This window comes from Xanthomonas hawaiiensis (assembly GCF_031834635.1).
In the GTDB taxonomy this organism is placed as follows: Bacteria; Pseudomonadota; Gammaproteobacteria; order Xanthomonadales; family Xanthomonadaceae; genus Xanthomonas_A; species Xanthomonas_A sacchari.
This window is the reverse complement of record NZ_CP115873.1, coordinates 3,221,671-3,241,896: the sequence shown is the minus strand read 5'-3', so window position 1 is coordinate 3,241,896 and position 20,226 is coordinate 3,221,671. Positions and strand designations below refer to the sequence as shown.

The 20,226-nt window shown below is 71.4% G+C and carries 17 protein-coding genes; 12 read left to right on the top strand and 5 right to left on the bottom strand.

Annotation, left to right across the window (positions count from 1 at the left end; all coding sequences use genetic code 11):
- Positions 1-29 precede the first annotated feature (29 nt).
- Complete coding sequence (gene rnd / locus PG878_RS13900; protein WP_209031841.1) at positions 30-1,115, bottom strand: ribonuclease D; 1,086 nt, start codon at positions 1,113-1,115, stop codon at positions 30-32.
- A 151-nt stretch (positions 1,116-1,266) separates the two neighbouring features.
- Here rnd and PG878_RS13895 point away from each other — a divergent pair, with 151 nt between their 5' ends.
- The 3 genes from PG878_RS13895 (at position 1,267) to PG878_RS13885 (ending at position 4,661) form a co-directional block, all read left to right on the top strand.
- A complete protein-coding gene (locus PG878_RS13895; protein ID WP_209031938.1) occupies positions 1,267-3,120 on the top strand; it encodes a formylglycine-generating enzyme family protein in 1,854 nt (617 codons plus the stop codon).
- 56 nt (positions 3,121-3,176) lie between these two features.
- A complete protein-coding gene (locus PG878_RS13890) occupies positions 3,177-4,085 on the top strand; it encodes a M48 family metallopeptidase (protein ID WP_209031839.1) in 909 nt (302 codons plus the stop codon).
- Positions 4,086-4,202: 117 nt separating this feature from the next.
- Positions 4,203-4,661 carry a DUF6491 family protein gene (locus tag PG878_RS13885; RefSeq protein ID WP_209031837.1) on the top strand — a complete coding sequence of 153 codons (459 nt, stop codon included), beginning with the start codon at positions 4,203-4,205 and terminating at the stop codon, positions 4,659-4,661.
- Positions 4,662-4,950: 289 nt separating this feature from the next.
- On the opposite strand, the gene PG878_RS13880 is transcribed toward PG878_RS13885, so the two are convergent.
- The 4 genes from PG878_RS13880 to PG878_RS13865 all read right to left on the bottom strand — a co-directional run bounded on the left by PG878_RS13880 (position 4,951) and on the right by PG878_RS13865 (position 8,929).
- On the bottom strand, positions 4,951-5,229 hold the full coding sequence (locus PG878_RS13880; RefSeq protein WP_209031834.1) for an oxidative damage protection protein: 279 nt from the start codon (positions 5,227-5,229) through the stop codon (positions 4,951-4,953).
- Between the two features lie 41 nt (positions 5,230-5,270).
- Entirely contained in the window at positions 5,271-6,332 is a 1,062-nt protein-coding gene (gene mutY / locus PG878_RS13875) for an A/G-specific adenine glycosylase (RefSeq protein WP_209031832.1), read from the bottom strand.
- A gap of 165 nt (positions 6,333-6,497) precedes the next feature.
- Positions 6,498-7,877 carry a signal recognition particle-docking protein FtsY gene (ftsY, locus tag PG878_RS13870; RefSeq protein WP_209031830.1) on the bottom strand — a complete coding sequence of 460 codons (1,380 nt, stop codon included), beginning with the start codon at positions 7,875-7,877 and terminating at the stop codon, positions 6,498-6,500.
- A 344-nt stretch (positions 7,878-8,221) separates the two neighbouring features.
- Entirely contained in the window at positions 8,222-8,929 is a 708-nt protein-coding gene (locus PG878_RS13865; protein ID WP_017911046.1) for an AraC family transcriptional regulator, read from the bottom strand.
- 172 nt (positions 8,930-9,101) lie between these two features.
- Here PG878_RS13865 and PG878_RS13860 point away from each other — a divergent pair, with 172 nt between their 5' ends.
- The 9 genes from PG878_RS13860 (at position 9,102) to PG878_RS13820 (ending at position 20,193) form a co-directional block, all read left to right on the top strand.
- Positions 9,102-10,043: a 4-hydroxyproline epimerase gene (locus tag PG878_RS13860; RefSeq protein ID WP_209031829.1), complete on the top strand. Its 942-nt coding sequence runs from the start codon at positions 9,102-9,104 to the stop codon at positions 10,041-10,043.
- Positions 10,040-11,140, top strand: a complete 1,101-nt coding sequence (locus tag PG878_RS13855; protein WP_209031827.1) for an NAD(P)/FAD-dependent oxidoreductase — start codon at positions 10,040-10,042, stop codon at positions 11,138-11,140. Before PG878_RS13860 ends, PG878_RS13855 begins: the two co-directional genes overlap by 4 nt.
- The gene (locus PG878_RS13850; RefSeq protein ID WP_010343411.1) at positions 11,137-11,385 is read left to right on the top strand and encodes a (2Fe-2S)-binding protein; all 249 of its coding nucleotides are present in this window, start codon (positions 11,137-11,139) and stop codon (positions 11,383-11,385) included. The genes PG878_RS13855 and PG878_RS13850 overlap by 4 nt, the downstream gene beginning before the upstream one ends.
- Positions 11,378-12,748: an NAD(P)/FAD-dependent oxidoreductase gene (locus PG878_RS13845; RefSeq protein ID WP_209031825.1), complete on the top strand. Its 1,371-nt coding sequence runs from the start codon at positions 11,378-11,380 to the stop codon at positions 12,746-12,748. Before PG878_RS13850 ends, PG878_RS13845 begins: the two co-directional genes overlap by 8 nt.
- Entirely contained in the window at positions 12,745-13,650 is a 906-nt protein-coding gene (locus tag PG878_RS13840; protein ID WP_209031823.1) for a dihydrodipicolinate synthase family protein, read from the top strand. Before PG878_RS13845 ends, PG878_RS13840 begins: the two co-directional genes overlap by 4 nt.
- 1 nt (position 13,651) lies before the next feature.
- A complete protein-coding gene (locus PG878_RS13835) occupies positions 13,652-15,244 on the top strand; it encodes an aldehyde dehydrogenase family protein (protein ID WP_209031821.1) in 1,593 nt (530 codons plus the stop codon).
- Positions 15,241-16,449: a M24 family metallopeptidase gene (locus PG878_RS13830; RefSeq protein WP_209031820.1), complete on the top strand. Its 1,209-nt coding sequence runs from the start codon at positions 15,241-15,243 to the stop codon at positions 16,447-16,449. The genes PG878_RS13835 and PG878_RS13830 overlap by 4 nt, the downstream gene beginning before the upstream one ends.
- 82 nt (positions 16,450-16,531) lie before the next feature.
- Positions 16,532-18,367 carry a DUF885 domain-containing protein gene (locus tag PG878_RS13825; RefSeq protein ID WP_209031818.1) on the top strand — a complete coding sequence of 612 codons (1,836 nt, stop codon included), beginning with the start codon at positions 16,532-16,534 and terminating at the stop codon, positions 18,365-18,367.
- Complete coding sequence (locus tag PG878_RS13820) at positions 18,364-20,193, top strand: DUF885 domain-containing protein (protein ID WP_209031816.1); 1,830 nt, start codon at positions 18,364-18,366, stop codon at positions 20,191-20,193. Before PG878_RS13825 ends, PG878_RS13820 begins: the two co-directional genes overlap by 4 nt.
- The last annotated feature ends 33 nt before the right edge of the window (positions 20,194-20,226 follow it).

Below are 20,226 nucleotides of genomic sequence, written 5' to 3'. Positions count from 1 at the left end.
TTTTTATGCCGATGGCCGACCGCATCCGCTCAGCGCGCGGCGCCCAGCAGCGGTTGCAGCCGCGGTTCCAGTTCGCGCCTGCGCCAGCCGGCCAGCGGCTGCGGCCATTGCGCGCTTTCCAGCAGGGCTTCCAGGTGCTTGCGCGAGGCCAGCAGGCCGTCGGGCAGGCCGAGTTCGGCGCTGCGTGCGGCCACCGCGTCCTGCAGCCGCTTCAGCGCGGCCTTGTTGTCGTCGCTGGCGGCCAGCGCCTGCGGTGCGTCGGCCTCGTCGGCCAGCGGCGTGGTCAGCGCCTGCCACAGCGCGTCGCTGAGTTTGCGCGGCGCCTTGGGGTGCTTGTCGAACAGCGCCAGCATGGCCGGCGGATCCTGCGGCGGGAACCGCGCCAGGGTGGCGGCCAGTTCGTTGTCCAGGATCCAGCTGCGCGGCTTGTCGCTGTGCCGGGCCTGCGTGTCGCGCCAGCGCAGCAGGCGCAGCAGGCGCAGTTGCGCCGGGCGGTCCATGAACTGCGCCGAGCGCATGCCCAGGTGCGGCCAGCGCTCGCCATCGTCCTGTTCGACGGTGCCGAGCAGGCGTTCGCCGTCCTCGTGCAGCCAGTCGCTGCGCTCCAGGGTCTGCAGCCGCGCCTGCAGCGCGTCGTGCAGCGCGAACAGGTGGCGCACGTCGTCGGCGGCGTATTCCAGTTGCGCCGGCGACAGCGGGCGGCGCAGCCAGTCCGAGCGGGTCTCGCCCTTGGCCAGGTGCACGCCGGTGATCTCCAGCACCAATTTCTGGTAGCCCATGCCGGCGCCGAGCCCGGCCAGGCCGGCGGCGATCTGGGTATCGAACAGCGGCCGCGGCAGGGTGCCGCAGGCGCACTTGAAGGCGACGAGGTCTTCGCTGGCGCTGTGCATGATCTTGAGGATGCCCGGATCGCTCAGCCACGGCGCCAGCGCCTGCGGCATGCCCGGGATCAGCGGGTCGATCAGCAGGATCTCGTCGCCCACCGCCATCTGTACCAGCGCCAGTTGCGGCCAGTAGGTCCGTTCGCGGACGAATTCGGTATCCAGGCCGATGCGGGCCGGCCGCTGCGCCAGCCGTTCGCTCAGCTCGGCGGGTTGCTTGATCCAATAAGGCACGTGATTTCCGTTGACTGCAGGGTTTGCTCAGGCAGGCGAGAATAGCCTAACGTCGCTCCGCCGGCCGCACGGCGCGCCGGACGGGACGGCGTCGCAAGGGCCATGGTTCGGAGGAAAAGTGCGCAGCAGCGGCGTTGTGATGGTCTGGAGCATGCTTGCGGCGGCGCTGGTCGGCTGTGCGCGGCAGCCGCCGGCGCCGGCCGCCGGGACCGCGCCGGCGACCGCCGCGGCCATCGCCCCGGCGCAGTCGACACCGGCCAGGCCGGTGCAGGCGCCCAGCGTCACCATCGGCGGCGAAGATGCGGCCGAGACCGTGGCGCACTGGCAACCGCCGTTGCCGACGCTGAGCCGCAGCGGCCTGCCGCAGGCACGGCGCGAGGCGGCGCGCGCGCTGGCCGCCGATCGCCTGTTCGAGGATGCGCAGTCGGCGATTCCGCTGTATCTGGCGATCCGCAGCCTGGCGCCGAACGATCGCATCGCCCAGGACGGCCTGCGCAAGGCGCGGCGGCGGTTGCTGCAGCTCGGCGCGCAGGCGCTGGGCGATCCGGATCTTTCCGAGCGCACGCTCGAGCAGGCCACGCGCATCGCGATGGTGGCGCTGTGGCTGGATGCCGAGGATCCGGCGGTGCGGCGCCTGCAACAGCGGGTGGAGACCGCCGCGCGGGTACTGGCCTACAACCGCGCCGGCGAGGACGACCTGCGCGGCGGCCGCCTGGGCGAGGACGGCAATGGCGCCCTGGCCAATTTCCGCGAGGCGCTGCAGCTGGATGCGCACGATGACCGCGCGCGGCAGGGCGTGGCGGCGGTGGAGAGCGCGTTGATCCGCCGCGCCGAGATGGCGGCAGCGGCCTCGGATTTCGCCGCCGCCGGCAGCTGGCTGGCACGCGCGGCGCGGGTCCGCGAGGACGCGCCCACGGTGCACGACGCGCGCGTGCGCGTGGAGCAGGTACGGGTGGCGCGCATCGCCGCCTTGCGCGATGCCGGGTTGCGCGATCTGGCCACGCCGGCCGGGTTGAAGTCGGCGCGCGAGCGCCTGGGCGACGTGCTGCGCATCGCCGATCCGGGCGATCCGGTGGCGGCGATGCTGCGCGAACGCATCGACCTGGCCACCCACTACGGCAGTTTCCGCCCCGGCCAGGTGTTCACCGACGGCATGCACGACGGCGGACGCGGCCCGCAGATGATCGTGGTGCCGCACGGCGGCTTCCGCATGGGCGCAGCCGAGACCGAACCCGGCGCCTCGCCGTCTGAGATGCCGCAGCACTACGTGCGTTTCGACCGCGGCTTCGCCATGTCGATCACCGAAGTCACCGTGGCCGAGTTCCGCCGTTTCGTGGAGGCGACCAATGCGCGCCCGCGCGCCACCCGGCGCGGCCATTCCACCGTCTACGACGAGCGCAGCGGAAACTTCGTGCGCCGCAACGGCGTGGACTGGCAGTCCGACTACCAGGGCGCGCGGGCGGCGCCCAACAGCCCGGTGATGCACGTCAGTGTGCGCGACGCCGAGGCGTATGCGGCCTGGCTTTCGCAGCAGACCGGGCGCCACTACCGGCTGCCCAGCGAGGCCGAGTTCGAGTACGCCCTGCGCGCCGGCAGCCGCGGCCGCTATCCCTGGGGCAATGCCGGCACGCCGCCGCGCGGCAGCGGCAACTTCACCGGCGGTGGCGACGTCTCGCCCAGCGGCCGGCACTGGCGCAACGCCTTCGTCGGCTACACCGACGGCTTCTGGGGGCCGGCCCCGGTCGCCAGTTTTTCCGCCAACGCCTGGGGCCTGCACGACATGGCCGGCAATCTCAGCGAATGGGTTGCCGACTGCTGGCATGCCAGCTACCGGCGCGCGCCGGCCGACGGCGCGGCCTGGTACAACCCGGGCTGCCGCTCGCGGGTGGTGCGCGGCGGCAACTGGGCCAATGCGCCCGAGCAGACCCGCGCGGCGTGGCGGCTGATGCAGGATTCGGACAGCACCAGCGCGCGCGTCGGTTTCCGCCTGGTCCGCGGCATTTGACGCGGCCGCGTCGGCGCCGACGCTAGATTGCCTCACCAGTCAGCGAGGGGAGTGGGATGAATGACGTCTTCGGCCGCCAGGGCGGCGAACCGGGCGGCCGCCGCGGGCCGCTGGGTGGGGTGCGCTGGCTGGTGCTGCTGGGCTTTGCGGTCTATGCCGGGTACTACTGGTTCTCCAACCGCAGCGAGGATCCGTACACCGGCGAGCAGGTGCTGATCGACCGCTCGTTGAACGTGGAGGACGAGAAAGCCCTGGGCCTGCAGGCCTATCAGGAGATCCTGGCGCAGGAACGGCCGCTGGACCCGCAGGCGCCGCAGGCGCGGCAGGTGCGGGCGATCGCGCAACGGCTGATCGCCAAGGTCGACGTGGTGGAAGACGCCCTGGCTGCCGAACACGGCATGCAGGCGCAGCATGCGGCGCGCAGCTTCGAATGGGACGTCAACGTGATCCCGTCCGAACAGGCCAACGCGTTCTGCCTGCCCGGCGGCAAGATGGCGGTCTACACCGGCCTGTTCCCGGTCGCCGGCAACGCCGATGCGATGGCGGTGGTGATGGGCCACGAGATCGCGCATGCACTGTTGCGGCACGGCGCGCAGCGCATGGCCCAGCAGAAGCTGACCCAGATCGGGCAGATGGCCGGCGCCGCCGGCGGCCTGGACCCGCAACAGCAGCAGATGGCGATGGCGGCGATGGGCTACGGCTACCTGCTGCCGTACGCGCGCAGCCACGAGACCCAGGCCGACGAAGTGGGGCTGATGCTGGCCGCCGCGGCCTGTTTCGACCCGCGCGCAGCGGTGCCGCTGTGGGAGCGGATGAGCGCCAGCAGCGGCGGCCAGGCGCCGCCGGAGTTCGCCTCCACCCATCCCAATCCGGGTACCCGCATCCAGAACCTGCAGGCGCTCATGCCCAAGGCGCTGGAGTACCGGCAGCGCTTCTGCGAATCGGCGCGCAGCGCCGCGCGGTGACGGTGCCGCGGTGCTGCGCGGCGCTGGCTGCCTTGTCGCTGAACGCCGCGCGCGCGGCCATGCGCGCGCGCACGGCCGCGGGCGCATGATGCGCTCCACACCATCAGGAGCGCTGTCATGAAACGCCTGCTGCTGTCCTCTCTTGTCGCCACGGCCATGCTGGCCGGCTGCGCCACCAATCGCCTCAGCGACGACGAACGCCTGACCCTGTACCGCGCCCACGCCGGTGCGCCGGTGCGCGACTTCCAGTACTTCAACCGGCTCAGCGGCTGGACCGCGCTCGGCGACAGTGCGCTGGCGGTGTGGACGCGGCCGAACCAGGCGTATCTGCTGGAATTCGCCGGCCCCTGCCAGGACCTGGATTTCGCCCCCAGCATCGCCATCACCCATTTCGGCAGCCAGGTCTCGGCGAAGTTCGACGACGTGCTGGTGCTCGGCGGCGGCCCCGGCGCGATTCGCCTGCCGTGCCGCATCGACAGCATCCGCCCGCTCGACGTCAAGGCGCTGCGTACCTCGGAGAAGGAACTGCGCGAGGCCAAGGTGCAGGAGCGGGCGCAGCAGGCGCCTGGGAGCTGACGTAGTGCCGGGATTTGGGATTTGGGATTCGCGAGGCGGCGGCGCGCGGTGATGCAGCTAGTGTGATGTCGCACCTGTCGCGTTAGGTGCGGCTGCATGCAGTGTGCGGCAAGGCCAGATAGCTCTAAGACACAGGCGCAGAAGCGGCTTCAGCCGCGACGGGCGTTACCGGTAAGGCCCTGTCGCGGCTGACGCCGCTCCTAGGAGATCGGGTGAGGCGCGACGGAAGCAGGCGCTTGGTAGTGTCTGAGCGTCGGTGTGCGTCTGTGACGCGACGACGCGGTGGTGCTCAGGACGCCTGGTCGGGCGCCACATAGCCCTCGGGCTTGTCGGCGCCGCCCTGGAACAGGAACTTCTCCAGTTCCGTTTCCAGGAACGCACGGTGCTTGGGGTCGCGCGGCGACAGCCGGTTCTCGTTGATCAGCATGGTCTGGTGCGCCAGCCAGGCCTGCCAGCCGGCCTTGCCGATGTGCGCGAACACGCGCTTGCCGAGTTCGCCGGGATACGGCACGTAATCGAGCCCTTCGGCGTCGCGTTGCTGGTACTGGCAGAAGACGGTGCGGGACATGGCAATTCCTGGCGGTGCGTGCGGCGGCGCGCGCTGGCGCGCTAGAGGCCGTCGAGCAGTTTGCGGATCGGTGCGGGCAGGCCCAGCGCCGACAGGTCGGCGCGCGCCACCCAGCGCAGGTCGGCATTGTCGCCCAGCGCATCGCCCATGGCGACCTTGCGCAGGCGCAGCGGCTGCAGGTGCAGGCGGTAATGGCTGAAGGTGTGCACGATCGGCGGCAGCGCTTCGGCGTCGTCGTAGGCGCGCCCGCGCATCCAGCGCGCGTACCAGGCGCGCAGTTCGCTGTCGGTCTCGGCCTGCGGCAGGGTCCACAGCGAGGCCCAGATGCCGGTCGGCGGACGCCGCTGCAGCAGCAGGTCGCCGGCGGCGTTCTCCAGCAGCAGCGCCAGCGCCTCGCGCTCGGGCAGGGTCTTGCCCGGCTTGGGCGTGGGCAGCGCCTCGACCAGGCCGTCGCGGCGCGCCACGCAGTCGTCCTGCAGCGGGCACAGCACGCAGGCCGCGTTGGCGCGGGTGCACAGGGTGGCGCCGAAATCCATCTGCGCCTGGGTGTAGTCGGCCATGCGCCCGTCCGGCACGGCGGCCACGTGGTCCTGCGCGAGCGCCCACAGCGGCTTTTCCACCGCCGGCAGGCCGGGATAGCCGGCGATGCCGTGATAGCGGGTCAGCACGCGCTTGACGTTGCCGTCCAGGATCGGGAAGCGGTCGTTCCAGGCTTGGCTGAGGATCGCGCCGGCGGTGCTGCGGCCGATGCCGGGCAGCGCGTGCAGGGCCTCGAAATCGCGCGGCAGGTCGCCATCGTGCAGTTCCACGCAGCGCTTGGCGGCGGCATGCAGGTTGCGCGCACGGGCGTAGTAGCCCAGCCCGGCCCATTGCGCCATCACCGCGTCGTTGTCGGCGGCCGCCAGGTCGGGCAGGGTCGGGAAGTGCTGCAGGAAGCGCAGGAAGTAGGGGATGACCACCGCCACCTGGGTCTGCTGCAGCATGATTTCCGACAGCCACACCCGGTACGGACTGCGCGGATGCTGCCAGGGCAGGTCGTGGCGTCCGTGGCGGTCGAACCAGGCGAGCAGGCGGGCGGGGAAGGTGTCGGGTGGCTGGCGCATGCTGGCATTGGTCGTTCCTTCTCCCTCCGGGAGAAGGTGGCCCGAAGGGCCGGATGAGGGTACGGGCGAAGCCTGGTGCGGTTTGGGTAGCGCTAGTGCCGGCGTGGCAGACTCCGCCGCACCCTCACCCCAACCCCTCTCCCGGAGGGAGAGGGGCTTCAGCGGTCAGCCGCCGAGGGCTTCTGGCAGCAACGCGTCGACGAAGGCCTCGGCATCGAACACGCGCAGGTCCTCGGGGCGCTCGCCGATGCCGGCGAAGCGGATCGGGATGCCGAATTCGCGGGCCAGGGCGAACACCACGCCGCCCTTGGCGGTGCCGTCGAGCTTGGTCACCACCAGGCCGGTGACGCCGACCGCGGCGTGGAACTGGCGTAGTTGCGACAGCGCGTTCTGGCCGGTGGTGCCGTCGATGACCATCAGCACTTCGTGCGGGGCGCCGGGGTCGAGCTTGCCGAGCACGCGGCGGATCTTGCCCAGTTCGTTCATCAGTCCGGTCTGGGTGTGCAGGCGGCCGGCGGTATCGGCGATCAGCACCTCGGTGCCGCGCGCCTTGCCGGCCTGCAGTGCATCGAAGGCCACCGAGGCGGCGTCGGCGTTCTGGCCTTGCGCGATCACGCTGACGCCGTTGCGCTCGCCCCAGGCCTGCAGCTGCGCCACCGCCGCGGCGCGGAAGGTGTCGCCGGCGGCCAGCATCAGGCTGTGGCCCTCGTCCTTGAAGCGCTTGGCCAGCTTGCCGATGGTGGTGGTCTTGCCGACGCCGTTGACGCCGACGGTCAGCACCACGAAGGGCTTGGCGTTGCGGTCGATCTGCAGCGGCCTGGCCACCGGCTGCAGGATCGCCAGCAGGTCGGCGCGCAGCGCCTGCTGCAGCGCCCTGGCATCGGCGAACTCGCGCGCCTTCATGCGCTTGCGCAGGCTCTCGATCAGCGCGGTGGTGGCGGGGATGCCGACGTCGGCGGTGATCAGCGCGGTCTCGATCTCGTCGAGCAGGTCGTCGTCGAGCTTGGGATTGCGCGAGAACAGGCTGCCGACGCTGCGCGCGAAGCTGCTGTTGCGCAGCCGCTCGCGCCAGCCAGGCTTGCCGGCCGGCGCGGCGGGTAGCGCGTCGCTGCGGACCAGGTCGGCGTCGGTGGACGCAGTCACCGGCGAGGACACGGACACCGCGACGGGCGGCTGGGCGGGGGCGGGCGTCGGCTGCGGCACGCTCGACGCCGGCGCGGCGGCCGGCGTCGGCACATAGGCCTGCGGCGGGGGCGTGGGCGCTGCCGGCGGCAGTGGCGCCGGTTGCGGCTGCGGGACCGCGACCGGGGCGGGGGCCTGCACGTTGCGTTCGGCGACCGGCGCGGGCGTCGGTTCCGGCGTAGGGGCGGGTACTGGGACGGCAGGCGCCGCCTCAGCGACAGGCGGCTCCGACGGCGCCGGTGCAGCGGGTTCGGCGCTTGCCGGCTTGGGGAAGGCGGCGGCCAGTTCCTCAATGCTGTAGCGCTGCGTGCGGCTCTCGCCGGCGTTGTCCTGGGGCTTGTTGCGGCGGAATAGGCTGACCATGGATGACGCGTGGACCGGAAACAAAGAATGCTACCACTTGCGACCTGAGTGGCCGGTGCAGCGGGGGGAGGTGGGATGGTTCGCGGGACGGGATGTTTGGTTCGTGAACGCGGGCGTGTAGATAAGCGCGGCTTTTTAGCCGCGACCGGGGCGTTCCCGGTGAAGCCACGCTCTCAAGGCAAGGGCGGGTTTGTCATGGTGTTTCGACGCAATGGCTGCGCCTTACCCTCACCCCAACCCCTCTCCCGGAGGGAGAGGGGCTCTGCATTCGTAGCGTCGCGATCTCAACGTCCGCATTCAGCAAAAAAACGAATCCCCAATCCCGAATCCCCACTCCCGGCCCCTCACAGCTTGCCCTTCATCGACCGGTAGTCGCGCGGGGTCATGCCGACGGTGGCCTTGAACTGGCGGGCGAAGGCGCTCTGGTCGGCGAAGCCGCACAACTGGCCGATGCTGGCGATGCTGTCGTCGCCGTGCAGCAGGCGCATCGCCGCTTCGATGCGCATCTTGGTCAGCAGTTGCTGCGGGGTCAGCTGGAACACGCGGCGGAAGTGCCGCTCCAGCTGGGCCACCGACAGCTCGGCCAGGTCGGCCAGGGTCTGCACGCGCAGGTTGTCGCCGTAGTGCGCCTGCATGTGTTCCATGGCGCGACTGATGCGCTCGTAGGCGGAGTGGCGGCTGTCCGGCTGGCCCAGGTCGCGGGAGATGCCGACCACGCCGATCACCTCTTCGCCCTCGCACAACGGGCGCTTGAAGGTCAGGCACCAGCCGGGGGTGCGGTTCGGGAACAGGTGCACTTCCAGCTGGTTCTCGATCACTTCGCCGCACAGCACGCGCCGGTCCTGCATCAGGTAGCTGCCGCCCAGCGGCAGCGGGAACACGTCCGCGGCCGACTTGCCGATCAGGTCGGCGCGGTATTTCTTGCCCAGCCGCCGCACCAGGGTCAGGTTGACGTGGGTGTAGCGGCCGTCGCGGTCCTTCACGAAGAACACCACGTCAGGCAGGGCGTCGAACAGCGTCTGCAGTTCCAGTGCCGAAATCAGAGTGTCCATGGCGTTCACCTGCGGGAGTGGGCGGCGGTGCGGGCGCGCCGTCGCGCGTCCCCTGAATGCCGATGCTAGCCTAAGTCGACACCTCGGGGCGTCGCCGGGTTGTGCGAACTTCCGCATTTGCGACAGGCAAACGCTGCTAGCCGGCGGCAGTGCCGAATGTGAGCATGGCTCCATGCATACACTCGATGTCATCGACTCGCACAGCGCCGGCGAACCGACCCGTGTCGTCGTCTCCGGCTTCCCCGATCTGGGAACCGGTTCCCTGGCCGAGCGCCGGGAGCTGTTCCGCACGCGCTTCGACGCCTGGCGCAGCGCGATCGCCTGCGAGCCGCGCGGCTCGGACACCATGGTCGGCGCGCTGCTGCTGCCGCCGGTGGCCGCCGATGCCTGCGCGGCGGTGATCTTCTTCAACAACGTCGGCTACCTGGGCATGTGCGGCCACGGCACCATCGGCCTGGTGCGTACGCTGGCCGAGCTGGGCCGGCTGAGCGCGGGCACGCACCGCATCGAGACGCCGGTGGGCACGGTCGGCGTGGAACTGCACGCCGACGGCCGTGTCTCGGTCGACAACGTCGAGAGCTATCGCCATGCCACCGGCGTCGAAGTGCAGGTGCCCGAGTACGGGCGCGTGCGCGGCGACGTGGCCTGGGGCGGCAACTGGTTCTTCATCACCGAACAGACGCCGTGCGCGCTGGAACTGCGTCACCAGCGCGCGCTGACCGCCTACACCGAGGCGGTGCGGCTGGCGCTGGAAGCGGCGGGCATCCGCGGCGCCGACGGTGGCGAGATCGACCACATCGAGATCAACGGGCCGGCGCCGGACGCCAGCGCCGATGCGCGCAACTTCGTGCTGTGCCCGGGCCTGGCCTACGACCGGTCGCCGTGCGGGACCGGCACCAGCGCCAAGCTGGCGTGCCTGGCCGCCGACGGCAAGCTGGTGCCGGGCCAGGTGTGGCGCCAGCAGGGCATCCTCGGCAGCGTGTTCGAGGGCAGCTACACGGCCGGTGCGCGCGGGGTACTGCCGCGCATCACCGGGCAGGCCTTCCTCACTGCGCGCGCGCAGTTGCTGATCGATCCGCAGGATCCGTTCGCCTGGGGCATCGGCGCCGCATGAGCGGTTTCGACCTGATCGTCGTTGGCGCCGGCATCGTCGGCGCGGCCTGCGCCGATGCGGCGGCGGCCGCCGGCCTGCGCGTGGCGATCGTCGAGTCGGGCAGCATCGGCGGCGGCTCCACCGCCGCGGCGATGGGGCATCTGGTGGCGATGGACGACGATCCGGCGGAACTGGCGCTGTCGGCGTACTCGCTGCGCCTGTGGGAAGAATTCGCGCCGCTGCCGGAGGCGGAGTTCAGCCGCTGCGGCACGCTGTGGGTGGCGCGCGAGGCGCGCGAACTGGAGGCGATTCCGGCCAAGATCCAGCGCCTGGCCGCGGCCGGCGTGCACGCCGAAGCGCTCGATGCGCAGCGGTTGTACCAACTGGAGCCGGCGTTGGTGCCGGGCCTGGCCGGCGGCATGCGCGTGGCCGCCGAGGCGGTGGTGTACCCGCCGCGGATGGCGCGCTACCTGGTCGAGCGCGCCTGCGCCGCCGGCGCGCAGCTGTACGCCGGGCGCCGCGCCACTGCGCTGGCCGATGCCGGCGTGCGCCTGGACGACGGCACCGCGCTGCATGGCCCGGTGCTGGTCGCCACCGGCTGCGCCGTGCCGGAGCTGTTGCCGGAACTGCCGATGCGCGCGCGCAAGGGGCAACTGGTGATCACCGACCGCTACCCGGGCTTCGTCGCCCACCAACTGCTGGAACTGGGCTATGCCGACAGCGCGCACGGCAGCGACGGCAGCAGCGTGGCGTTCAACGTGCAGCCGCGGCCGACCGGGCAACTCCTGATCGGTTCCTCGCGCGAATTCGATGCGACCGACCGCGCGGTGTCGATGCCGATGCTGCAGCGGATGCTGGAGCGCGCCTTCGCGTTCCTGCCCGGCCTGCGACAACTGCAGGCGATCCGGGTATGGACCGGCCTGCGTCCGGCCACGCCGGACGGGCGCCCGTACCTGGGCGCGGTGCCGGCGCGGCGCGATGTGTGGGTCGCGGCCGGCCACGAAGGCCTGGGCGTGACCACCGCGCTGGGCAGTGCACGCCTGCTACTGGATCAGTTGCTGCAGCGACCCGCGGCCATCGACCCGGCGCCGTACGCGCCAGCGCGGGCGCTGGCATGAGCGCGCGCATGCTGCGCCTGCAGGTCGACGGCCGCGATGTCGAAGTGCTCGACGGCAGCAGCGTGGCCGCGGCGGTGGCGCAGGTCGCCACGCATTTCCGCCGCTCGCGCAGCGGCCAGCCGCGCGCGCCGCTGTGCGGCATGGGCGTGTGCGCCGAGTGCCGGGTACGCATCGACCGCGTCGGCCAGTTGCGCGCCTGCATCACCCCGGCGCGCGACGGCATGCAGGTGTGGACCGATGGCTGAGCCGCGCACCCACTTCGAGGTTCTGGTGATCGGTGCCGGCCCGGCGGGGCTGGCGGCGGCGCTGGCGGCGGCCGGGCATGGCCGCCGGGTCGGCCTGGTCGATCTGCAGGCGCGTGCCGGTGGGCAGATCTGGCGCCACGACGTGACCCAGGCGCCGCCGCGCCTGGCCGCGCGCACGCTGGCGCAACTGGCGGCGAGCGCGGTGACGTTCCTGCCGCAGACCCAGGTGCTGCTGGCGCAGGACCGGCAGTTGCTCACCGATGGTCCCGACGGCCCGCGCTGGCTGGGCTACGACGCGCTGGTGCTGGCCACCGGGGCGCGCGAATTGCTGTTGCCGTTCCCGGGCTGGACCCTGCCCGGGGTGACCGGCGCCGGTGGCGCGCAGGCGCTGGCCAAGCAGGGCTGGCCACTGGCCGGGCGGCGCGTGCTGGTCGCCGGCAGCGGGCCGCTGCTGCTGGCCTCGGCGGCAACGCTGCGCACGCACGGCGCACAGGTGCTGGGCATCGTCGAACAGGCGCCGTGGCGCGCTCTGGCCGCATTCGCCGCGCAGTTGCCGCTGCGCTGGCCGGACAAGGCGCTGCAGGCGCTGGCGCTGCGCACGCAACTGGCCGGGGTCGGCTACCACGCCGGCAGCGTGGTGATCGCCGCATACGGCGAGGGCCGCGTGCAGGAGGTGGAGATCGACAGTCCGCGTGGCCGCCGCCGTCTCGCCTGCGATCAACTGGCAGTGGGCTACGGCCTGGTGCCGAACGTGGAACTGGCGCAACTGCTGGGCTGCCGCCTGGGGCGCAGCGGCGCGCATCCGTGTGTGGCGGTGGATGCGCAACTGCGCACCAGCGTCGATGGCGTGTACGCCGCGGGCGAGGCGCTGGGCATCGGCGGGCGCGATTGCGCGCGGGTGGAAGGCGCCATCGCCGGTCACCTGGCCGCCGGCCAGGACGCCGATGCGCAGGCCCTGCAGCCGCAGCGGCGGCGCGCGCGAGCCTTCGCCGCGCTGCTGCAGCGGCAGTTCGCGCTGGACCCGCGCATCCATGCGCTGGCCGCGCCGGACACGCTGGTGTGCCGCTGCGAGGACGTGCCGCTGTCCGCGCTGCAAGGCCATGCCGACCTGCGCGACGCCAAGCTGGCCTCGCGCTGCGGCATGGGCGCCTGCCAGGGCCGCATCTGCGGCAGCGCGCTGACCGAGCTGGGGCTGGCCGCGCGCGCCGCCGATTTCTCCGACGACGGCCGCCGGCCGCCGCTGTTCCCGGCGCGTCTGGACGCGCTGGCCCATCCCTGTCCGGATCCCGGTCCGGACGCTGCTTCCGTCGCGCCCTCGCGCGCGGCCTCCCTTCGCAACTCTCCACAAGGTGTACTTCCATGAGCAAGGCTTCCTTCTGGTACGGCGTGCTGCCGGCCATCACCACCCCGTTCAACGCCGACGGCAGCATCGACCATGCGTTCCTGGCCAAGCATGCGCAGCTCATGGTCGACGCCGGCTGCACCGCGATCGTGCCGCTGGGCTCGCTGGGCGAAGCGGCCACGCTGAGCTTCGACGACAAGCTGGCGATCCTGAAGACCCTGGTGCAGGCGGTCGACGGCCGCATCCCGGTGGTGCCGGGCATCGCCGCGTTGTCCACCGACGAAGCCGTGCGCCTGGCGCAGGCGGCCAAGCAGGTCGGCTGCGGCGGCATCATGGTGCTGCCGCCGTACGTGTATTCCACCGACTGGCGCGAGATGGGCGCGCACATGCGCGCGGTGATCGCCGCCACCGACCTGCCGGCGATCCTGTACAACAACCCGATCGCCTACAAGACCGACTTCAGCCCGGCGCAGATCGCCGAGCTGGCGGCCGAGTTCCCGAACCTGCAGGCGGTGAAGGAATCCTCCGGCGACGTACGCCGCTTCGCCGCGCTGGGCGAGTTGCTCGGCGACCGCCTGGTGCTGCTGGTGGGCATGGACGACGCGATCGTCGAAGGCCTGAGCATGGGCGCCAAGGGCTGGATCGCCGGCCTGGTCAACGCGTATCCGAAGGAGTCGGTGAAGCTGTTCGAGCTGGCCCGCGACGGCGGCTACCCGGCGGCCAAGGCGTTGTACGACTGGTTCCTGCCGCTGCTGCGCCTGGACACCGTGCCCAAGTTCGTGCAGCTGATCAAGCTGGTGCAGGAGAAGGTCGGCCTGGGTAGCGAGCGCGTGCGCGCGCCGCGGCTGGTGCTGGAAGGCGCCGAGCGCGAGGCCGCGCTGAAGGTCATCGACCACGCCATCGCCACCCATCCCGGGCACTGAGATGAGCACGCAACCGCTGTTGCTGGCCGGCCATTGGCAGGCCTCGCTGGAAGAGCGCGGCAGTTTCCGCGCCGAGGATCCGCGCGACGGGAGCGAGTTCGGTCCGTCGTTCCCGATCAGCGGCGCCGCCGATCTGGAAGCGGCGCTGAGCGCGGCGGCGCTGAGCGCCGATGCGCTGGCCGCGGCCGCGCCCGACCGCATCGCCGGGTTCCTGGAGACGTACGCGGACGCGATCGACGCCGACGTCGAGCGGCTGGTGGCGCTGGCGCATGCCGAAACCGGCCTGCCGGTGGAGCCGCGCCTGGCCAAGGTGGAACTGCCGCGCGCCAGCGGACAACTGCGCCAGGCCGCGCAGGCGGTGCGCAGCCACAGCTGGGCACAGCCGGTGATCGACACCGCGGCGGGCCTGCGCGCGCAGCTGGGGCCGTTGCACAAGCCGGTGCTGGTGTTCGGGCCGAACAATTTCCCGTTCGCGTTCAACGCGGTGGCCGGCAGCGATTTCGCCTCGGCCATCGCCGCACGCAATCCGGTCATCGCCAAGGCGCATCCCTCGCATCCGGCCACCAGCCAGCGCCTGGCCCAGCTTGCGCACCAGGCGCTGCTGGCGCATGACCTGCCGGCGGCGACGGTGCAGTTGCTCTACCACTTCGACACCACGCTGGGCCTGGAACTGGCCGGCGATCCGCGGCTGGGCGCGATCGGCTTCACCGGCAGCCGTGCCGGCGGGCTGGCGCTGAAGGCCGCCGCCGACCGCGCCGGGGTGCCGGCCTATGTCGAACTGTCCAGCGTCAATCCGGTGTTCCTGCTGCCGGGCGCGCTGGCCGAACGCGGCGCGGCGCTGGCGCAGGAGTTCTTCGCCTCCTGCACCATGGGCAGCGGCCAGTTCTGCACCAATCCGGGCGTCGTGGTGGTGCCCGAGGGCGAGGCCGGCGATGCCTTCGTCGCCGCGGCCACCGCGCATTTCGCCGCGGCCGCGCCGGCGCTGCTGTTCTCGCGCGGCGTGCTGGAGCATCTGCAGCGCAGCGTGGGCACGCTGCGCGATGCCGGCGCCACGGTCCTGGCCGGCGGCGAGGCCGATGCCGGCCCCGGCTATCGGCATGCGCCGACCCTGCTGCACGTGTCGGCCGAGGCCTTCCTGCAGCAGCCCGAGGCGCTGCAGACCGAGGCGTTCGGCCCGGTCAGCCTGATCGTGCGCGGCGGCGGGCTGGGGCAGTTGACCGCCCTGGCGCGCAGTTTCGAAGGCAATCTCACCGGCACGCTCTATCGCGCCGCCGACGGCAGCGACGACCTGGCCTTCGCCGCGCTGGCCGCGGCGCTGCGCCCGCGGGTCGGCCGCCTGATCTGCAACAAGATGCCGACCGGCGTGGCGGTGAGTCCGGCGATGAACCATGGCGGCCCCTATCCGAGCACCGGCCATCCGGGCTTCACCGCGGTCGGCATGCCCGCGGCGATCCGCCGCTTCGCCGCGCTGCACAGCTACGACGGCGTGCCCGACGCGTTGCTGCCGCCGTTGCTGCGCGATCGCAATCCCGGCGGCGTGCAGCGCTTGATCGACGGCAGCTGGAGCACCGCCGACGTGGAGCCGCGCGCATGAGCGAGCAGGCCCAGATCGGCGGGTTGACCCTGGAGCAGGCGCACGCGCAACTGGCGCCGTGGCCGCACCGCGCGCCGGCGATCCAGCAGCAGGAGTACCGGCAACGCCTGGCCAATGCGCGTGCGCTGATGCGCGCGCACGGTGCCGACGCGCTGCTGATCGGCGCCGGCGCTTCGTTGCGCTACTTCACCGGTGTGCCGTGGGGCGCCAGCGAGCGCCTGGTGGCGATGCTGCTGACCGCCGAAGGCGATCCGCTGCTGATCTGCCCGGCGTTCGAGGAAGGCTCGCTGGACGCGGTGCTGTCGGTGCCGGTGCGCAAGCGCCTGTGGCAGGAGCACGAGGATCCGCACGCGCTGGTCGCCGAAGCGTTGCTGGAACTGGACGCGCAGAGCCTGGCGCTGGACCCGGGCGTGGCCTTCGCGGTGCACACCGGGCTGACGGCGGTGCTGGGCCGGATCGCGATCCGCGATGCGGCGGCCATCGTCGACGGCTGCCGCATGCGCAAGTCGCCGGCGGAACTGGCGCTGATGCAGCAGGCCTGCGACATGACCCTGCAGGTGCAGCGGTTGGCGGCCGGGCTGGTCCGCGAGGGCATCACCACCGCGGAACTGACCCGCTTCATCGACCAGGCGCACCGCGCGCTCGGCGCCGACAACGGCTCGACCTTCTGCATCGTGCAGTTCGGCCACGCCACCGCGTATCCGCACGGCATTCCCGGCGTACAGGCGCTGCGCCCGGGCGAACTGGTGCTGATCGACACCGGTTGCACGGTGCAGGGCTACCACTCCGACATCACCCGCACCTACATCTTCGGCGAACCCAGCGAGAAGCAGCGACGCATCTGGCAACTCGAGCACGACGCGCAGGCGGCGGCCTTCGCCGCGGTGCGGCCGGGCGTGGCCTGCGCCGTGGTGGACGAGGCCGCGCGCAAGGTGCTGCAGCGGGCCGGGCTCGGCCCGGATTACCAGCTTCCGGGGTTGCCGCACCGCACCGGTCACGGTTGCGGCATGAGCATCCACGAGGCGCCGTACCTGGTACGCGGCAATGCGCTGGCGCTGGCTCCGGGCATGTGCTGCAGCAACGAGCCGATGATCGTGGTGCCGGGCGAGTTCGGCGTGCGCCTGGAGGATCATTTCTACGTCACCGAGGACGGCGCGCAGTGGTTCACGCCGCCGTCGCCGGCGATCGACCGGCCGTTCGCCTGATGCGCAGGGCGGCCGCCTGCAACGTTTGCGCGGCGGCCGCCGCGGTATGTCACGGGCGCGTGCCGCCCTGCGGAGTACCACGATGAAACACATGCGTCTGCCCGTCGTCGGCATGCTGGCGCTGGCCCTGCTGAGCGCGTGCCAGCCGTCGGCGCCTTCCACACCTTCCACGCCGGCTGCCGCGGTGCCGGGCAAGGCGGCGACCACATCGCCATCGCAGGCCTTCGCCGCGCTGCTCGACGCGCAATGGCAGTACCAGCTCGAACACCATCCCGAGTTCGCCAGCATCATCGGCGACAGCCGCTACAACGATCGCTGGACCGATTATTCGCCGGCCGCGCTGGACGCCGAACGCCAGGCCACCGCTGGCTTCCTGGCGCGCTTCGACGCGGTCGATGCCAAGGCGCTGTCGGCGCAGGAACGGTTGAGCCTGCAGATGATGCAGCGGCAGTTGCGCGACCGGCTGGAGGCGATCGCGCTGAAGAACGACGAGATGCCGCTGGAGCCGGTCGGCGGCATCCAGGTGGCGTTGCCTGGCTATGCGCAGGCGTTTCCGTTCGCCAGCGTCAAGGACTACGAGGACTACATCAAGCGGCTGCAGGCGATCCCGGCGCTGCTCGACCAGGTGGTGGCGCTGTCGCGTGCCGGCGCCAGGGACGGGTTGGTGCAGCCGAAGTACCTGCTCGAGCGCATTCCCGCGCAGGTGCGCGAGATCGCCGCGCCGGCCGGTGCCGACAGTCCGTTCGCGCTGCCGCTGCAGCAGTTCCCCGCGGCCGTGCCGGAGGCCGAGCGGCCGCGGCTGCGCGCGGCGATGATCGCGGCGATCGACCAGCAGGTGCGGCCGGCCTATCGCAAGCTCGCCGACTTCGTCGCCAACGAGTACGCACCACAGGGCCGCGTCCACGAAGGCCTGTGGTCGCTGCCCGATGGCGCGCGCCGCTACCGCTTTGCGATCCACACCCAGACCACCACCGACCAGTCGCCCGAGCAGATCCACCAGACCGGCCTGGCCGAGGTCGCGCGCATCGAGGGCGAGATGGCCGTCATCGCCAAGCAGCTCGGCTACGCCGACCTGCCGGCGTTGCGTCAGGCGGTGGCCCATGACCGCAAGTTCTTCGCCAGCTCGTCCGAGCAGATCCTGCAGCGCTACCGCGACGACATCGCGCAGATGCAGCCGCAGTTGCCCAAGCTGTTCGGCACCTTGCCGAAGACGCCGCTGGAGGTGCGCGCGATGCCGGCGTTCCGCGCCACCGCACCCGGTGCCGAGTACTGGCAGAGCGACGCCCAGGGCAGCAAGCCGGGACTGGTGATGGTCAACACCAGCGACTACGCGCATCGCACCCTGGTCAACATCGAGGCCACCGCGTATCACGAGGGCGTGCCCGGCCATCATCTGCAGATCTCGCTTGCGCAGACCCTGCCGCTGCCGCCATTCCGCCAGCAATCCAGCTACAACGCCTACGTGGAAGGTTGGGCGCTGTACGCCGAGCGGCTGGGCAAGGAGGTGGGCTTCTACCGCGATCCGTACAGCGACTACGGCCGCCTGGCCGGCGAACTGCTGCGCGCCAACCGGCTGGTGCTGGATACCGGCGTGCACTACAAGCGCTGGACGCGGCAGCAGATGATCGACTTCTTCCACGCGCATCCGTCCGACGACGAACCCAGCATCCAGTCCGAGACCGACCGCTACATCGTCTGGCCGGGCCAGGCGCTGGGCTACAAGCTCGGCGAACTGGACATCCTGGCATTGCGCGAGAAGGCCAGGCGCGCGCTGGGCGCACGCTTCGACATCCGTGCCTTCCACGATGCCATCCTCGGCGGCGGCGCGATGCCGCTGGACCTGCTGGACGCGCGCATCGACGCCTGGATCGCTCAGGTCCAGGCCGGCGCTCCCGCCACTCCGGAGACTTCGCGATGATCGCTCATTCCCGACTGCGCACCGCGCTGGCCCTGGCCATCGCCTGCACCCTGGCCTGGCAGGGCGCCGCCAGCGCCGCGCCGGCAAAGGCCTCCGCGCCTGCCTCCGCAGCCCCCGCCGGCGTTGCCGGCGCGCGCTTCAAGGCGCTGTACCAGCGCGAGTGGACGTGGCGCCAAGAGCAGTTCGCCGGCGCCGACGACGAAGACGCGCAAGGGCAGGCGGCCGATCACCTGCCCAAGGTCGACCCGGCTACCCAGGCGCAGCGCACCGCGTACTGGCAGCAGGTGCTGCGCGACCTGGACGCGATCGACCCGACGCAGCTGTCGGCGCAGGACCAGGTGAACTACCAGGTCTATCGCCAGCAGTTGCAGGTGCTGCTCGACCAGCAGCGTTTCCGCGTCTGGGAAATGCCGTTCAACAGCGACTCCGCGTTCTGGAGCGACCTGGGATTCACCGCGCGCGCCACCCTGCGCAACCGCGAGGACTACCAACGCTACCTCGGGCAGCTCGCCGACATCCCGCGCTACTTCGACGAGCAGATCGCCAACATGCGCGCCGGCCTGGCGCGCGGTTTCGCCCAGCCCAACGTGACCCTGCAGGGCCGCGACCAGTCGATCGCCGAGGTCGCGCAGGCGCCGGGCGAGACCAATCTGTTCTACACCCCGTTCAAGCAGATGCCGGCGACGATCCCGGCGCCGTTGCAGGCGCAGTTGCGCGCGCAGGCGCGCACGGCGATCGCCCAGCAGGTGGTGCCGGCCTACGCCAAGCTGCTGCGTTTCATGCGCGAGGAATACCTGCCCAAGGCACGCCCGGCGCTGGCCGCCGAATCGATGCCCGACGGCGCGGCGTACTACCGCGCGCAGATCCGCGAATACACCACGCTCGACCTCAGCCCCGAGCAGATCCACGCGGTGGGGCTGAAGGAAGTGGCGCGGCTGCGCAAGGAGATGGACCAGGCGATCGTCGACAGCGGCTTCAAGACCCCGCCCGGGCAGCAGACCTTCCCGGCGTTCCTGCATTACCTGCGCACCGATCCCAAGTTCTACGCCAAGACCCCGGAAGAGCTGCTCAAGGACGCGGCGTGGCTCGCCAAGCGCGTGGACGGCAAGATCGGCGACTACATCGGCCGGCTGCCGCGGCAGCGCTTCGCGATCGAGCCGGTACCGGCGGACCTGGCGCCGTTCTACACCGGCGGCCGCGGTGGCCCGGGCATCTACCTGGTCAACACCTACGACCTGCCGTCGCGGCCGCTGTACAACCTCGCTGCGCTGACCCTGCACGAGTCCTCGCCGGGCCATGCGCTGCAGATGCCATTGGCGGCCGAGCAGGACAACCTTCCGGATTTCCGCCGCTACACCTTCATCTCTGCGTACGGCGAGGGTTGGGCGGTGTACTCGGAGTACCTGGGGCAGGAGATGGGGATGTACGACACCCCGTACGACCGCTTCGGTTACCTGACCTACCAGATGTGGCGCGCGTGCCGGCTGGTGATCGACACCGGCATCCACCACGATGGCTGGACGCGCGAGCAGGCGCAGGCTTTCCTGCGCGACAACACCGCGCTCAGCGAGCACGAGGTGACCACCGAGGTCGACCGCTACATCGCCTGGCCCGGACAGGCGCTGTCGTACTACCTGGGCGAGCTGAAGATCCTGGAGCTGCGGCGCAAGGCGGAGCAGGCGCTGGGCGAGAAATTCGACGTGCGCGCCTTCCATGACGCGGTACTGGAAACCGGTTCGGTGCCGCTGCCGGTGCTGGAGCAACGCATCGACCGGTTCATTGCCGAGGGTGGGAAATCGCCTTGGGCGAAGGAGGGGGCGAAGTAATAGCCCCTCTCCCTCCGGGAGAGGGGTTGGGGT

Excerpts from the sequence above, each read along its gene's own strand:
- PG878_RS13895 (WP_209031938.1), top strand. The coding sequence starts at position 1,267 with ATGCTTGCGGCGGCGCTGGTCGGCTGTGCGCGGCAGCCGCCGGCGCCG.
- PG878_RS13890 (WP_209031839.1), top strand. The coding sequence starts at position 3,177 with ATGAATGACGTCTTCGGCCGCCAGGGCGGCGAACCGGGCGGCCGCCGC.
- PG878_RS13885 (WP_209031837.1), top strand. The coding sequence starts at position 4,203 with ATGAAACGCCTGCTGCTGTCCTCTCTTGTCGCCACGGCCATGCTGGCC.
- PG878_RS13880 (WP_209031834.1), bottom strand. The coding sequence starts at position 5,229 with ATGTCCCGCACCGTCTTCTGCCAGTACCAGCAACGCGACGCCGAAGGG.
- mutY (WP_209031832.1), bottom strand. The coding sequence starts at position 6,332 with ATGCGCCAGCCACCCGACACCTTCCCCGCCCGCCTGCTCGCCTGGTTC.
- ftsY (WP_209031830.1), bottom strand. The coding sequence starts at position 7,877 with ATGGTCAGCCTATTCCGCCGCAACAAGCCCCAGGACAACGCCGGCGAG.
- PG878_RS13865 (WP_017911046.1), bottom strand. The coding sequence starts at position 8,929 with ATGGACACTCTGATTTCGGCACTGGAACTGCAGACGCTGTTCGACGCC.
- PG878_RS13860 (WP_209031829.1), top strand. The coding sequence starts at position 9,102 with ATGCATACACTCGATGTCATCGACTCGCACAGCGCCGGCGAACCGACC.
- PG878_RS13855 (WP_209031827.1), top strand. The coding sequence starts at position 10,040 with ATGAGCGGTTTCGACCTGATCGTCGTTGGCGCCGGCATCGTCGGCGCG.
- PG878_RS13850 (WP_010343411.1), top strand. The coding sequence starts at position 11,137 with ATGAGCGCGCGCATGCTGCGCCTGCAGGTCGACGGCCGCGATGTCGAA.
- PG878_RS13845 (WP_209031825.1), top strand. The coding sequence starts at position 11,378 with ATGGCTGAGCCGCGCACCCACTTCGAGGTTCTGGTGATCGGTGCCGGC.
- PG878_RS13840 (WP_209031823.1), top strand. The coding sequence starts at position 12,745 with ATGAGCAAGGCTTCCTTCTGGTACGGCGTGCTGCCGGCCATCACCACC.
- PG878_RS13835 (WP_209031821.1), top strand. The coding sequence starts at position 13,652 with ATGAGCACGCAACCGCTGTTGCTGGCCGGCCATTGGCAGGCCTCGCTG.
- PG878_RS13830 (WP_209031820.1), top strand. The coding sequence starts at position 15,241 with ATGAGCGAGCAGGCCCAGATCGGCGGGTTGACCCTGGAGCAGGCGCAC.
- PG878_RS13825 (WP_209031818.1), top strand. The coding sequence starts at position 16,532 with ATGAAACACATGCGTCTGCCCGTCGTCGGCATGCTGGCGCTGGCCCTG.
- PG878_RS13820 (WP_209031816.1), top strand. The coding sequence starts at position 18,364 with ATGATCGCTCATTCCCGACTGCGCACCGCGCTGGCCCTGGCCATCGCC.